This window comes from Mesomycoplasma molare (genome assembly GCF_024918955.1).
GTDB lineage: Bacteria > Bacillota_I > Bacilli_A > Mycoplasmatales > Metamycoplasmataceae > Mesomycoplasma_A > Mesomycoplasma_A molare.
Map to the genome: position 1 here is coordinate 777,146 of NZ_CP103423.1, position 16,188 is coordinate 793,333.

General features: G+C 23.5%; 10 protein-coding genes, 1 tRNA gene and 1 rRNA gene. 4 read left to right on the forward strand and 8 right to left on the reverse strand.

What is annotated here, in order from left to right:
- Positions 1-54 precede the first annotated feature (54 nt).
- From NX772_RS03605 to NX772_RS03635, 7 genes are all read right to left on the reverse strand, one after another.
- Complete coding sequence (locus NX772_RS03605) at positions 55-5,022, reverse strand: MGA_1079 family surface serine endopeptidase (protein ID WP_027123406.1); 4,968 nt, start codon at positions 5,020-5,022, stop codon at positions 55-57.
- Position 5,023: 1 nt separating this feature from the next.
- Positions 5,024-6,262, reverse strand: a complete 1,239-nt coding sequence (locus NX772_RS03610; protein WP_027123405.1) for a hypothetical protein — start codon at positions 6,260-6,262, stop codon at positions 5,024-5,026.
- Between the two features lie 257 nt (positions 6,263-6,519).
- Positions 6,520-6,625: ribosomal RNA gene (gene rrf / locus NX772_RS03615) — 5S ribosomal RNA — on the reverse strand.
- 45 nt (positions 6,626-6,670) lie between these two features.
- Positions 6,671-7,375: a YgjP-like metallopeptidase domain-containing protein gene (locus NX772_RS03620; protein ID WP_027123404.1), complete on the reverse strand. Its 705-nt coding sequence runs from the start codon at positions 7,373-7,375 to the stop codon at positions 6,671-6,673.
- A 2-nt stretch (positions 7,376-7,377) separates the two neighbouring features.
- On the reverse strand, positions 7,378-8,916 hold the full coding sequence (locus tag NX772_RS03625) for a GIY-YIG nuclease family protein (RefSeq protein ID WP_027123403.1): 1,539 nt from the start codon (positions 8,914-8,916) through the stop codon (positions 7,378-7,380).
- A 10-nt stretch (positions 8,917-8,926) separates the two neighbouring features.
- Positions 8,927-9,583, reverse strand: a complete 657-nt coding sequence (locus NX772_RS03630) for a chromate transporter (RefSeq protein WP_027123402.1) — start codon at positions 9,581-9,583, stop codon at positions 8,927-8,929.
- Complete coding sequence (locus NX772_RS03635) at positions 9,583-10,155, reverse strand: chromate transporter (RefSeq protein WP_027123401.1); 573 nt, start codon at positions 10,153-10,155, stop codon at positions 9,583-9,585. Before NX772_RS03635 ends, NX772_RS03630 begins: the two co-directional genes overlap by 1 nt.
- Positions 10,156-10,325: 170 nt before the next feature.
- On the opposite strand from NX772_RS03635, the gene NX772_RS03640 reads away from it, so the two are divergent.
- Positions 10,326-11,942 (forward strand): ABC-F family ATP-binding cassette domain-containing protein, encoded by a 1,617-nt coding sequence (locus NX772_RS03640; RefSeq protein ID WP_027123400.1) that lies wholly within the window; start codon positions 10,326-10,328, stop codon positions 11,940-11,942.
- Positions 11,942-13,270 carry a tRNA uridine-5-carboxymethylaminomethyl(34) synthesis GTPase MnmE gene (gene mnmE / locus NX772_RS03645; RefSeq protein WP_211246864.1) on the forward strand — a complete coding sequence of 443 codons (1,329 nt, stop codon included), beginning with the start codon at positions 11,942-11,944 and terminating at the stop codon, positions 13,268-13,270. Before NX772_RS03640 ends, mnmE begins: the two co-directional genes overlap by 1 nt.
- An 89-nt stretch (positions 13,271-13,359) precedes the next feature.
- Here mnmE and NX772_RS03650 read toward each other — a convergent pair.
- Positions 13,360-13,433 (reverse strand) — tRNA-Gly (locus tag NX772_RS03650).
- A 152-nt stretch (positions 13,434-13,585) separates the two neighbouring features.
- On the opposite strand from NX772_RS03650, the gene obgE reads away from it, so the two are divergent.
- Complete coding sequence (gene obgE, locus NX772_RS03655) at positions 13,586-14,842, forward strand: GTPase ObgE (protein WP_027123398.1); 1,257 nt, start codon at positions 13,586-13,588, stop codon at positions 14,840-14,842.
- Positions 14,842-15,972, forward strand: coding sequence for a hypothetical protein (locus NX772_RS03660; RefSeq protein WP_156925618.1), 1,131 nt, complete (start codon positions 14,842-14,844; stop codon positions 15,970-15,972). The genes obgE and NX772_RS03660 overlap by 1 nt, the downstream gene beginning before the upstream one ends.
- The last annotated feature ends 216 nt before the right edge of the window (positions 15,973-16,188 follow it).

Here is a 16,188-nt window from a genome sequence, read left to right on the forward strand (position 1 = left end):
ATGATTTTTAAGAAATTAAATTAATAAAAATATCTAGCATTTTTACTAGATATTTTAGTTATTAGATTTTGCTGATTTTAAAAATCAAGGTAAATCATAAAGGTTTGGATTTTGAGCATTCGCTCTTATTATCATTGACGCAAAAGATCTGTTATTTTTTAAGCTTAGAGGATCTTCGTTGTTTCAATTAATACCGAAATAATTATAATTTTCTGTATCATAATTTCTTCCAAAAAGTTCCGTTCCTAAATGCCCGCCATAAAGTGTAGATACGTATTCATTTTCTCCCATAAAAAATCCTGTACCAGAGTTTCCTTGTGTTATACGAACGAATGCATAGTCATTTTGAATATTTACTGTAACTGAATTTTCTGAAGTTTTTGCTCTATGATTTATATAACCACTTTGATCTCCTAAAGGGAATCCAATATGAGCAATATCTTTAGTATGTGGTCCGGGTATAAAGGAATATTTCGAAGCTTCTCAATTAAAGGACAATTTTTTTAAATTAAACCAATTTTCTAAATGTTTAGCGGCATGCATCATACCTCTTTCTTTAAGCGCCTTTATAATGGGTTTTACATCTCAAATAACTATTGTTAAGTCTGCATTTATCTCATTAGTTCCGGTCTTTTTATCTAATTGTTTTTGTCCTGTTCATACGAAAGTTGTAGATACTTCAAAACCAGGATTTTTTTCTGTATCACTTACATAATTTATACCTCAACCAGCACCATCTGTTGAAGGGCCTGGGTTTATATTATTTCTAATATATTCATATGGTACAGTTAGATAATATTTAAATTTAGTTTTTGAATTTTTATTAGTATATTCTTTTAAGAAATTATCGCCACTATAGTCAGATCAATTGTTTATTTGGTCATCCATTCCTTGAACATGATGATTTGTTAAAAAATAAAATCTTCCATCATTAGGGTCATCATTTACTTTCCCGATCATTGTCGCTGTTCCTTGAGTATATCTCATAGTTCTATTCCAAATACCAGATACAAATTTATTTTCTCTTTGAGTTTTAAATCTAATTGGATCTAAATCCATTAAATAACCATTATTTAATTTGAACGGCACATTTTGGTTAGGGAAGTAAACTTCTCTATTTAAAATTTGATCTATATTGTTTGAAAATAAAATAGGTTGATTTAATTGATTATAATCAACGTCGTTGTAATTGAATTTATTAGTTTCAATAAATTCTTCTTCTTCAATAGAATTGCTATATTCTAAACTAACTTTCGCACCTGCTGGTAGCATAACAAAAGCTTGTTCAGGTTTAAAAACTTCATTTTCTGCAAAAGTTAAACTCTCAGGTTGTGAAATAACTATTTTATTTGAGTTCCCTAAAATAACTAGTGCAACTTTTATACCTTTTTCTTCGTTTCAATTAAAAATTGCTTTTATTTTTACTTCAGGAATTGAATTATTTTTTAAAGTTGTTCTAGGAATAGTAAATTCTTCAATTAATGTTCCTTTTTCTAATAATTCATCAAAGTTAACTGTAAAATTTATACCATCAATTTTAGAATTAATTCTTGCATTTTTTCTAAAATCATTTATAAATCTATATCCATAAATATGGAAATTTAGTTTTCTATTAAAAGAGTTATTTAACAATGTTTTTTCAATGTATTTTTTATCAAACAATCATGATGCAACATTTGATTCTTCATTTAAAGTTCAAGTTAAATCTTTTCAATATTGTTCAATTACTCTTTTTCTTTTAATTGTAGTACTGTTTTCAAAAGTTGTTTCTAAATTAGAATTATTAAAGTCTAAATTTTCATTAGGATTATTTTCATTAATTTCAGCTAATGCAAATCCTGAGATTTTGTATCAATTGCTTCCTTTAATTTCAACTTTTTCTCTTTTAATTGTTTTATCTTTATTTAATGAATAATCATATTTAAAAGTACCAAATCTAATGTATGCTTCATCATTTTTTATTTTTTTAATATCAATTATTTTAAAATTGTTTTTGTTTAACTTAAACCCTTTATATTCTAAATATTCATCATTTGTTTTTAAAGTAATGGCGCTATTTAAAGATTCCAAGTCATTTTTGAATTCAAATGCCCTTTTTGAAGATAAAGCGCTTTGATCTATCGATAAATCGCTATATTTTATATTATTTAGCATAACTTCTGGATAAAGTGCTTGTTCATAATCATTTACCAAGTTTATTAAAGAAAATGTTTTATCTAATTTATATCTTAAATTAGGGTTCTTTTTATTTATAAAACCTAATTTAAATTCTAATCCTCTTCTTCCTATTAATTTAAAGTCAAATGCATAAACAAAATAATTATTTTTTATTTTTGTAATTGCCGCACTATCATCTTGAATTACTATGTCTTTATCATAAATTCCAACATTTAAATCTAAAAAATCTTCATTATCTAAATTATTAGCTTTTTTGTTTGAAGCCGCAGATAAAGTTATAAAATATTCAAATTTTCTAAACGCCTCTTGTTCTATAAAGTTTTTTATATTTAAAGATCTATATTTAATAAAATCATCAGCGTTGTAAGTTTTTCCGGCAGCTAAACGATATGAAAAATTAGCTTCTGTTAAGTTATTAAAGATTTCGACATCTTCTGCAGGTATTTGTTGTGTATCTTTATTAATAAAATCTTCTTCTTGGAAATATTTATTATTAATAGGATTTATATCTTCAAAATTAATTTTTCTAAAATTGTAAATCACTTTTTGACTAGAAGTTGGTGCATTAGGTTTGATTTCACCATTTTCTTTGTATGAAAGTCTTGCAAAAACATAACCATTATTATTGTCAAATGTAGCAATATTTTTTATATATACTTCATATTTACCAAACTTCGGCATTATATATTCATTTTCAAACGCTTTTATAGCTTCTTTAGCCATATAATAACTATGATTTTTTAGTGAATCTTTCTTAAATTTCAATGCTGATAAAAATAGTTTAATATCTCCATTTATAATCTTTAAAGTTTCAGCTAAATCTAGTTCATCTTTGATTTCTTCTTTTGTTTTATTTTCTGGTCTAAAAGTAACTACATTTTTAGTTAACAATTGAATATTTTTTACAGAATTTCCATTGTGCTCAATAGAAATATTCAATTTAACTTTTTGATCACTTAGTTCTATAAAATTAGCAATTTTATAAGTAAAAAATCTACCTATTCCTTCTGTTTTTTTGCTAAATATCTCACTTAACTCGTCAATTGAAAGAGATGAAAATTCACTTTCAGAATAAAGATTTATTTTATTATAATCAACATTAAAAATTTCATCAATATCTAATGGATTAATACTATTTAAAACAGAATTTGTATCATTATTTGGATTAAACCCTGACAATTCTTTTTGCAATTCAACAAAAATGTTTGGATTAGATTTTAAACTAGCTTTTATAATCAAATTCAATACATTTATATTTTCACTCTTTAAAGAAATGTTTTTTATCTCATAATCAATAGTTTCTGTATCTCCGTCGTTTAAATACATTTTATTATTTTTGTCATTAATAGAAGCAGAATATAGATAATTATTTAGATCAAAATGATCTAAATTTTCTTTTAAGTTATAAGTTAAATTTGCTGTTGCTTCTTCTCTAAATAAATCAATTAAAGTTTTCCCGCTTGCGCTAATACTACTATCATTATTAATAACTAAATTTATTTCTTCTAAAATATTATCTATATTTTCGTTAAAAACTGATAAATTTGATAAATTATTTAGTTTAATTTTTTCATCTTTTAATAAATAATCTACCTTTACTTTGTTTTTATAGTATTCCAATGCAGTTTCTGGTTTTAATGAATTATTATTTATATTATTTTCGATTTCTTGGATTTTATTTTTTAAAAGGGTTATTTTTTCTTTTAAAAGGGTTAAATTATTCTTAAAATCTGTTAATTTTTCTTTTGTATCTATAGTGTGTAAATAAAATTTAAAAATTTCATAATCTTCTTTTGAAAAAATATTTAAATAACTTTCATCGTTGATTATTTCATTTATTTTATTTTTTAAATCATTTTTAAAATTATCTAACTCTTTTATAAATTCTTTAATTTCTGTTGAAGAATTAATGTTATTAAGTTTTTCTTTGAAATTATTTTTTTCTTCTTCTGATAGAAAACTATCATTCTCTATTTCATTCAATAATTTTTCTTTTTCTTTTGAAATTCCTTCTGAAACAAGATTGTTTTCTTTAATTTTATCTAAAATAGATTTCTTTATTTTTTCTGCTTTAGCAATCAAACTTGTTAGATCATTTTCTTTTACTATTGAAGCTTTTAATATTTCGAATTCTTCTTTTTCTGTATTCAATTTATTAATATGATTTTTAAATTCTAAAAATAAATCATTTATGAAAAGTAAGTTTTTATTTAAAGAAATTATATTTTTTAAAGTTTCATCTTTTTTATTGAAATTAATTATTTCAATAAAATTATTTTTTAAATAAGTTGAAAATAATGAAGCATTAACTTCTGAATCAATAATTAAATTAATAAAATCCACATAGTTATCATTAACTAATTTTAATGCCTTATTGTTTTCTAATAACTTAACATATGTATCTTCAATATCTTTAACCAAAATTTCATTTACGTTTTTAAAAATTAAAAAGTTTGTGTTAACTATTTTGTCATAAGACAACAATTTTTGAGATATTTCTTCTTTATTAAATTCATTAATTTTTAAATCATTAATAATAGAATTTTCAACTTTTAAATCGAAGATTTTTTTATAATAAGAAAGAAAAGAAATTAAACTAGAATTAAAATCTTTTTTATTAAAACTTTGACTAAAATAATCTTTTAAAACCGTTTCTTTAATAGTAGAAAAGATAGAACTATCATTATCAGAGAAATATTTCTCTATTTCTTTAAATTCTTGACTATTTTCTTTATTTCCTTTTTGTTCTTGATTTAATTCACTTGTTGAACATGAAAGAAGTGTTGCAGTACTAGCTAAAGTTAATAAAAATGCTAATTTCTTTTTTATTTTTTTGTTTTTCATTTTATTCATTTTCCTTTTTAAAAATTAATGTGTAAACATTTTTAATATTAAGATCATTATTGGAAATTAATTTATATATTTTAGTATTCTCATTAGAAAAAATTTCTTCTTTTTGAACAAAAGTAGATTTACTTTTAATTGAAATATCATTAGGTAAATTGTTTACTTTAAAAGTTTGATTATTGCTATTTAGTATAAAATTTTTATTTTCAAAATTTATTAATTCTATTTCACTATTAATATTTATATCTTCCTTTTTATTTTGACTAATTTTTCCAAATCATTTCATGTCTGTTATTGCTATAGCTAAATCTTGATTGTTATTATTTTGTGGAGCTACTCAAGTAAAATTTATTCATTTAGTTTTAATAGGTGAAAAATTAATACTAAATACTTTTGAAGAACCGTTTCATGTGTGGTGTTTACCAAATTCTCCTAATTCTTCCGCAGTTATTAAATTTTGATTTTTTACTTCTTTTAAATTAACACCATCATCTGAATATTTGATTCTAATTTCTTTTGGAACTTTATTACTGATTTTAGCATCTCCTGGATTACCAAAAATAACTTCTAATTTGTTTATATTCAAAAAAGTTTCGGAATTAAAGATTATATTGTTGTTTTGTTTTTTTCCAAAAACCCATCAATTATGTCACATTGAGCCTGTACTTTCAGAAGAATCAGATCTATCTAGTAAATTATTAAGATTTGAACCAGAATTAGAACCATCTCTAGTAGATTTTTGTATATTGATTTTTAAAAAATCATCTAATAAAATAGAATCTGAAATATCTTGATTAGTTTGATTACTTGTAATTATTATTGTTTTAGCTTTAAGTTCAGGTTTATCTTCTACATTTCCAAAGATTTCTAATCCGTCAAATGCTTTTGTATTATCGATTAAGTTTCAAGTTACCTTTTTATTTTCGTAAAATCCTTGTGAATTTAAAATAATTACACTTTTTGGCAATTCTTCTATATTTATTGTTTCGTCATCTTGTTTTTTAATGATATTGTCAAAAGCAAATTCTTTTATTTTAGAAATTGTATTATCTGAAATTTCAAGTCTTTCATTATTCAATTTATTAACAAACAATTCATTAGATTTATATATTTGTTCTCCATTTTTTTGATCATTATTTCGTGAAAAATCATCATTATTGCCACATGAAATAATACCAAATATCGGCATTGTCATTGTCGCTATTAAAGGAATAAAAGTTTTTTTATTTTTAGGCATAATTCTCCAATTGTTTCTTATATTTTATATATAGAAAATAAATGATATTAAAAAATGCAAAAAAGAGAAATTTTTTATTAATATTTTTTAAATCAAGTTTAATACAAAACAGCATTATCCTAGTTAAAAAATAAAATATTTATGTTTTAGTAAAAATTTAAAAAGTATTAAAAAAAAATGAAAATTTTCAATTTACAATGTTAAAAACTAAAAATTAATTTTAAGAGAGTTGCTTATTTCAAAAAAAGGTATAAAAAAAGCAGCAACTCCCTATTTTCCCATCTCTGGTATCTTCGGCGTAAAAGGTCTTAACTACTGAGTTCGGAATGGTATCAGGTGATCCCCTTTGCTATGGTCGCTTGTATATATATTACCACAAAATTTAAAAATGTAAAATATTTTTTAAATTTATTTGAAATTATTTAATGCTAGTTTTTTATCATATAGTTTATATTTTTCTTCAGGATAATAAGAAAATAAAGTTTTTCAAAACATTTTTTTATGAGCAGAATATAAACAATGTGTTAATTCATGAAATATTATTGAATCTATTATTTCTTTAGAATAAGCAAAAATAGATGGTTTATATTCAATTCTCAAACATTTTTTACCTAATCTAGTATGCCTGGCATATGCATATCTAAAAGTTTTATTTATAGATACCGGATGATGAATTCTAACTAGTTGATTTTCTATTTCATTTGTTCTAATAATTAAATGTTGCAATAGTTTCTCTTCGCAATAATTTTTCAAAAACTTTTTTACAGCTGCTAAAGATCTAAATAATTTATCCTCTACAAGTATTTTTTTACAACTAAAAACTATTGATTTACCATTTTGTGTTATATTAAATTCAATTTTTTCACCTAATAAATAAAATATTTTCTCTTCTAAGTTTATTTTTTCAGGAGAATAATTTAGATATAGTTCTTTATTTTTTCTAAAATATTTCGCTATTTTTTCAAAAAGTTCATCATCGCTAGAAATTTTTATCGACGGATAAACGTGTAAAATTCCTTTTCTTATATGTATATAAGTTCTGGAATATTTAGGTTTATTTACAATAGTTTTTACTTTATAACCATCTATTTCAATAATTTTAATTTCTTCCATTTTTACCTACTTTTTAAATAACTATTACTTAATTTATTATGAAATTTTTTCGCTATTTCATCAACTTTTTCTTGAATATTAGATAAGAAAAGAAAAGTGTTTTCTTTCACTACATATTTTTTATTATTAATATCTACTATTTCTTTTGTTTTGTGTTTATCATCTTTTTTTAGACCAAAAACAGGAATATTGTTTATTTCTAAAGCTTTTAGAGCTGAATTAATCTGAATTTGACCACCATCGACAAAAATTAAATCAATTTTTAATTTACTGTTTTTGTTAAAAAACTCTTTTATTCCTAAATTTATAAATTTATCATCTGAGCTATAGTTTAAATTATTATGAAATTTTAGAAAATTATGTTTTTCTATATTTTCTCCATTTTTATAAAATAAAATTACACTTACAGGAAATCTATGTCTTTCAAATGAATTATCTATAATGATAAAATTGTTTAACTTTTTTAATCCTAATTTTTCTTGTAAATCTAGCAATATTTCTTCTTTTTTATTCTCTTCTTCTAAGAATTTTGTATTTTCAATTTCTTTTTTACTATTTTCTTCAATTCATTCACTAACTTTTTTAAATGTTCCTTTTTTAGGAAAGACTATTTTTTTAAATATATTTTCTTCTAACAAAGAAAAATTGTTATTTTCAAATTGATTATTTAATACAATTTTATTTGGTAGAAAATGGGTTTGATAATACTTTTCTAAATATTCTAAAAGGAAAAAGTTTAGTTCTAGACTTTTTTTGTAATTTTCCTTTTGTATGGACAATAAATTCCCATATCTAAAAGAAAATACTGATATACTATATGAATTTTTGAATTCTCTTATATCAAAAAAATCTACATCTTCTTCAATTTGAAGTTGTATATTTTGTTCCTGATCTGTATTCTTTTCTAAATTTTCTTTAAATTTTCTAATTTGAAGAGCTAATTCTAATTTATTGTCATCCAAAATATACTCTTTATATTTTTTTTCTAAGTATAAAGCAAAAGATTTTTGATTTTTTGTTAGTATTTCTTTTATTTTTGCATATTTTTCTTCAACTAATGTGGGGTTTCATTTTTTTTCATCAATTTCTAATCCGTTTTCATATAAGAAATGTTGCTTTAAATAATCTGAAATGTATGATAATCCATAATTTGGAGGAAAAGGTCCAAAATAAAAACTACTTTTTTCTTTTTTGTATTCATTTTCGATTTTTATAGTTAATTTTTTGCCTTTTTTAATTACTAAATAAGGATATCTTTTATTATTTTTTAATAAGATATTATATTTAGGATTTTGATTTGTAATTAAATCTAATTCTAATAAAAGGGCTTCTTTTTCATTTTTAGTTACAAAAAATTCAAAACTCACAATTTCTTCTACCATTTTGTATGTATAACGAGAATTTTTGGTTCCTTTAAAATATTGACTCATTCTATTTTTTAAATTTTTGGATTTACCAATATATATTGTTTCTTGTTCTTTATTTTTTCATAAATATACACCAGGACTTTCCGGTACTATTTTTTTTATTTTTTCTAACATAACTCTCCTTTTATAATCAAGGTTGAAAAACAATAAAAGCACACAATACAGAAATAATAATTAAATAAATAATAGGTTTTTTCTTAATGCTTCACAGTATAGAAAAAACAATAAAAGATAATGAATAAATAATTAATGCAATAAATCTTCAACCAGAAAAGAAAACTGTTTTATCGCTATTTTTAAAACCGAAATAATTTAAATCTAAATTATTAAAGTACACATTAGGGAAAGTGATTGCTATAAAAAGTTGAATAGCTAACGCTATTAAAATACCACTAATAACTGGATTTAAAAAAGTGATCACTTTTTTTAAATACTTATTTTTTTCTGTATTTTTTATAAGTTTTACAGACAAAATCATTAAAAATACAGAAGGTAAACAAAAAACCAAATACGTAAGTAAAGAAACAATTCATCCTCATCATGCTCCATTTGAAATCAAAATTCCGGTAAAAGCAGCGAACTTAGTTGAAACAACTCCTGGAGTTGAATTTGTTATTGTAAAAATGGTATCAATTTTTTCTTGGGTTATATTAAGATCAAATTTATTAGAAATAAAAAGTCAAAAGTTTTGATATATAGGCATAAAAACTTGACCACCACCAAAAACTATTATCCCTATTATTACAATAGCAATCAATGAAAAAATAATAGCTGATAACATTATTTTTTGACCTTTCTTTTTGCCTTTATAAACTCAAATATAAATACAAAAAGTATAACAATAATTAAAGGAATGGCTGGTATATTAAAAGGCGCTGGTACAAATAAACAAAATGCTAAGCTGACCATAAATAAGGCTATTCAAATTGATAAAGTTAGATTTTTAAAACTCGTTTTAAAATATCTATAAGCAAATACTAATATAACTCCTATTAATACAGGCAGTACAGCTACATTAAGAACAAAAAGATATTTTATTGGTAAGAAATTAGATAAATAAAATAAAATCATTGACAAAATAACATGAGGCATAACCGCTAAAAGCACTACTAATGTTCCTAAAAGTTTTCCTAGTTTAGTTATAGAAATATAAGATAACATTTCAATAACAGCAGGACCTGGAATTAAATTAACAGCAATAATAGCATCATTAAATTCTTTTTCTGTAATTCATTTATTTTCTTCTACTGCATATTTTTTTATTATTGGCATTAGTGCATTTCCACCACCAAAGCCAATAAATGTGACTTTAATTATAAATAAAAAAACCTTTCAAAAATCCTTATTCTTCATTTTATTAATTTTACTCTCTTTTTTATTTTAAAAAATAAAATAGTATAATTTACAAGTAAAAAATAAAGCATTTTTTATAAATAAAATTTCTAAATATTAATAAGTAATTTAGCAATTTATTTACTTTAAAGATATATAAAATAAAATTATTAAATAAAAAGGAGTAATAAATGTTAGAAATTAAAAATCTATCAAAGATTTTTTATGATAAAAAATTATTTGATAATGTTAACTTAAAATTTACAGAAGGTAATACATACGGAATAATTGGAGCAAACGGAGCTGGAAAATCCACTTTTTTAAAAATTATTTCAGGACAAATAGAATCAACTTCTGGAGAAATAATTAAAGATAAAAATCAAAGAATTTCTGTATTAAGTCAAGATCATAATATGTATAATGATTATAATGTTACTGATGTAGTTATAATGGGAAATGAAGATCTTTTTAAAATACAACAAGAAAAAAACGCTATTTACGAAAATCCTAATTCAACAGAAGAAGATTACACAAAAGCCGGAGAATTAGAAGAAAAATACGGAATGATGGGTGGATGAAACGCTGAAAACGATGCTCAAATTTTACTAGCTGGTTTAGATATTCCTAAAGAAAAATGAAATGTAAAAATGAGCGATTTAAAAGCTTCTCAAAAAGTTAAAGTTCTTTTAGCTAAGGCTTTATTTGGAAATCCAGATATTTTAATAATGGATGAGCCAACAAACCATTTAGACTTAAAAGCTATTAAATGATTAGAAAACTTTTTAGTTGAATATCAAAATATTGTTATTGTAGTTTCTCACGATAGTGATTTTTTAGATCAAGTATGTACAAATATTGTTGATATCGATTTTGGTGAGGCTAAAATGTTTACAGGTAACTATAGTTTTTGAAAAGAATCATCTGCATTAATTAGAGAAATGCAAAAAAACTCTAACGCTAAAAAAGAAGAACAAATTGCAAAATTACAAGCATTTATTGCAAAATTCTCAGCTAATGCTTCTAAATCTTCACAAGCTACTTCTAGAAAAAAATCATTAGAAAAAATTACATTAGAGGAAATAAAACCTTCTTCTAGAAAATATCCTTTTATTAGATTTGATATTTTTAAACAACCAGGAAAACAAATTTTAAGAGTTGAAGAATTATCTTATAAAAACCCTGAAACTGGAGAAATTTTATTTGATAATTTATCTTTCGATATTTTACCTGGAGAAAAAATGGTTCTTTTAGGGGAAGATGATATTGCTAAAACTAAATTATTGGAAATACTTTTAGGTAAAGAACAACCAACATCCGGAAAAGTAATATGAGGATCTACTATTACTCCTGAATATTTCCCTTCTGATAATTCTGAATACTTTACAAAAGACGAAAATTTAATGGAATGATTAAGTAAATGACCTATAGAAAACTCGGAAGAAAGTAATAAAGACAATTCCGATCAAAGAATTAGAAGTTTTTTAGGAAGAATGTTATTTAGCGGAGACTCTGTGTTTAAAAACGTAAAAGTAACATCCGGAGGAGAAAAAGCAAGATTAATGTTTTCTAGAATGATGTTAAAAGAATCTAACTTCTTAATTTTTGATCAACCTTTAGATCATTTAGATACTGAGTCTATTGATTCTGTTATAGAAGGACTTGCAGAATATAAATCATCTATGATTTTTACAACTTATAATAGAGCTTTTGTAAAGCAAGTTTCAAATGTTATTTTAGAAATAAAACCGGATTCGTCTTTTATTTTTAGAGGAACTTTAGATGAATATGAAAAGAAAATGGGATATTAATGTTTGATAATATAGTTGCTATTTCTTCTGGAGGGAAAGTCAATCAAGCTATCTCGATCATAAGACTAACAGGACCTGATTCATTTAATATAATTAAAAAGGTTTTTACAGGAAAAGTTGGAAAAGATAAAGAAATTACATATGGTTGAATCAAAAACGGAGATGAAGTTATTGATGAAGTTCTTGTTTTATGATTCGAAGGGAAAAATAACTTTATAGGAGAAAACACTGTTGAAGTAAATGCTCATGGTGGTATAGTTAATACTAATTTAATTTTAGAATTAATTTTAGCAAATGGAGCAAGAATGGCAGAACCTGGAGAATTTTCTAGAAGAGCTTTTTTAAATGGAAAAATGGACTTAGTAAAAGCTGAAGCTATTAACGATTTAATTCACGCTAAAACAACTTTACAAACCAAAGCTTCTATTAAAAAATTCGACAACAAAACTAGTTTATATATAGACAATTTGATTCAAAAACTTTTAGAAATTATTGGTATCATTGAAGTTAATATTGATTATCCTGAATATGATGATGTAGAAATTCTTACAAACGAAACTTTAATACCAAAAATAACTAAACTTAAAAACGAATTAGAAGAAACAATTGATTTATCTGAAAGATCAAGAATAATCTATGATGGTGTAAAAATAGCTATAGTAGGTAAACCAAATGCTGGTAAATCTTCTCTTCTTAATGCTTTATTAAATGAAGAAAAAGCTATAGTTACGGATGAGGAGGGAACAACTAGAGATGTTGTTGAATCTTCATTTATTTTAAAAGGTATACCTTTTGTAATCAAAGATACAGCCGGAATTAGAGAAGCTTCTAACAAAGTTGAAAAAATCGGAATAGAAAGATCGTTTATTCAAATAGAAGAAAGTGATATAATTATCCACTTAATTGATTCTACAAAAAAAATAGATAGTTTTGATGAATTAATAAAGGAAAAATCAAAAAATAAAACTTATATACCAGTTTATAATAAAAAAGATTTATTAAATATTTCATCTTTAGAAAAAGATTTAATTTATATAAGCGCTAAAAATAACGATATAGAAAATTTAGAAAATAAAATTATTGAAAAATATCAAAATATCGATATTAATGATGAAAGAAATATAACTAACATTAGACAATTATCTTTAATTAAATCTGCTTATTTTTCTATTAAAAATTCTTTATCTTCCTTAAAAGATGGTATTGAACCCGATATAGTCATTGTAGACTTAAGAAAAGCCTGAGAAGATTTAGTAAACATAAGAGGTAAGGCTGATAATGAAAAATTGTTAGATTCTATGTTTAAAAATTTTTGTTTAGGTAAATAATTAAAAGTATTTAAAGCAAACTTAAAAGGTTTGCTTTTTAAATATTTAATAAAAAAATAAGCCTTATGGCTTATTAGGTCATTTCTGATTGGAGCGAGTGAAGGGAATCGAACCCTCATAGTCAGCTTGGAAGGCTGAAGTTCTGCCATTAAACTACACTCGCGTTTAATACTTCAATATTATAGAACATTTTTTTGAAAAAACAAGAATTTTTTTATATTTTTTAAAAAAATTTTTTTGTTAACTTTAATAATCTATAATATTATAATTATATAATGCAAAAAATATAACTTTTTATGTTTTAATAAGGAGAATATGAAATTTATTGATGAAGTAAAAATAAAGGTACAAGCTGGTAAAGGCGGAAACGGAATGATCGCTTTCAGAAGAGAGGCACATGTGGATAGAGGTGGCCCTGATGGAGGTGATGGAGGTGATGGAGGTTCTATTTACTTTGTAGGAGATAGTGGAATGAATACACTTCTACCCCTTTATTTAAAAAAAATAATAAAAGGTAATGATGGAGAAAATGGAAGAAGAAAAAACCAATATGGTGCTGCCGGAAAAGATATTTATATAAAAGTTCCTATTGGAACACTAGTATATGATGGCAATAGATTAATGCACGACATCATAACAGAAGATAATTATTTAGTTGCTAAAGGTGGAAAAGGAGGAAGAGGAAATACCAAATTTAAATCTTCTAAAAATACAGCTCCTAAAATTAGTGAAAATGGTGATCCTGGAGAAAAATTCAATCTAACTCTTAACTTAAAAGTTTTAGCTGATGTTGGTTTTGTGGGAAAACCTTCTGCTGGTAAATCAACTATTTTGTCAAAAATTTCAAATGCTAAACCAAAAATTGCTGATTATCATTTCACCACCTTAGTACCTCAATTAGGACTTGTAAAAAGTTATGAAAACTCTTTTGTAGCCGCTGATTTACCTGGATTAATACAAGGAGCTGCTCAAGGAAAAGGTTTAGGAATTCAATTTTTAAAACATATCGAAAGATGTAGAGTAATTGCTCATATTATTGATTTTGGTGATGAAAATAAAGACCCCATAAAGGATTATCAAGAAATTAACAAAGAAATTAAAGAATATAACCTTAATTTAGAAAATAGAAAACAAATAATAGTTGCAAACAAATCAGATCAAGAGTGTTTTAAAGAAAAAGTACAATATTTCAAAAACAATATAAAAGATGTTGATATAATAGAAATTAGTGCTTTAGAAAATAAAAATATAGAAATTTTAAAATCTTCTTTATGAGAAGCGTTGCAAAAAGAAAAAACTCCTATATTTGAAAAAACTTTTTCTGAAGTAACTATAACATTAAATAAATACCATGAGGTTAAAAAAATACACGAAGGTCTTTTTGAAGTTTTCGGGCCTGAAGTAGAAGAAATTTATAATAAGATACCGATTGTTTCTCACGATAATTTAATAAGATTTAATATGAAATTAAAAGAACTAGGTGTGTGAAACGAACTTCTAGAACTTAATGTTCAAAAAGGAGATGTTGTAAGGATTTATGATTATGAATTCGTATGGGAGGATGAGATATAATGGAAAATAAAAACAATAGTTTTTTAGAGTCAATAATTAATTTTTTAAACTCTTTTTCTAATACAAACCCTAATATTTGGGTACCAATTCTATTTGTATTTTTAATTGGATTATCTTTTTTAATAGGATTTTTCTTTAAGTTAAAAATAACTATTGCGAAAATTATCTCTTTAATTTTAACAATAGTAACTTCAATTATATTATTCGATGTAATTAAAAGTAATTTAAAAAAAGAATATGAAAACGTATTAAGCTTAGCAATAACTATTATTTCATTGATAATTTATTGAATTATTAGAATAATTGTTATATCTATTGTCTTTACTTTTTCTCTTTTCGGAAAGAAAAAAAGAAAAGAAAAATTTAAAAGAAAAAACAAAGTTACTAAACTTATATTAAGATCTATATATGGTGTTTCTAACGTTGCTTTAACTATTCCTGGATCTTTATTATTTTCAAACGTATTATTAACTTCTTCCGAAAAAGAAACTAGTTTCTCTGAAAGTAGTAAATCAGGAGTTTATATTATGACAGGTGGAAGAGGTCAAGGTATAGAAACTCTTCTAGGTTCTTTAAAAGATAGTTTTGAAAACTTAACAGAAAATGCTCAAAAAGTAGTAGAAATTTTCTCAAAAAATAGTTCTGAATGATCAGAAGAAGAAAAGAAAATTGTTAAAGATATGTTTAAAAATGCTTCTAAATTAATTAATGATAAAAGAATTCAACAAATAGTATTCCCTTTTATTGAAGATAATTTTAAAAAATTAAATATAGAACAAAGTTTAGAAGAAGTAGTAGATAAAGCTATTGATAGATTAAAAATTGATAAACCTGAATACAATTTATCTAGTCCTGAAAAACAAAAAGAAATTGCAACAAATTATTTAAAAGAAGAAATTAATAAGTTATATGAAGAAGCTAAAATAACTAACCCTAATTTAGAACAAGAAGTTGAGAATATTGTTGCACTAACTTCTAATTTAAATAAAGAAACAATTGAAAAAATTACAAACTTTGTTTCTCCTTTAATTACTAACGAAGACATAAATAATAAAATTGATATTAATACATCTATAAATACACTATTAACATTCTTTAAATCCAAAAATCAAAATAATATTACTAATTAAAATAGTCGCTTTATTTAAAGTGACTATTCCCTGAATGCAAAATCAAGTGCACCACTATAATGTAAAATTAAAAAGTGGTTGCACTTGATTTTTTAAATAAAAAAACTACTCTATAAAAATTTAAGACAACATACTTTTTATTGAAAGGACCATATGAATTATAATACAACAAAGCATTATTCCCATTTAAATGCTGAAAAAGATTTTTAATAGAGA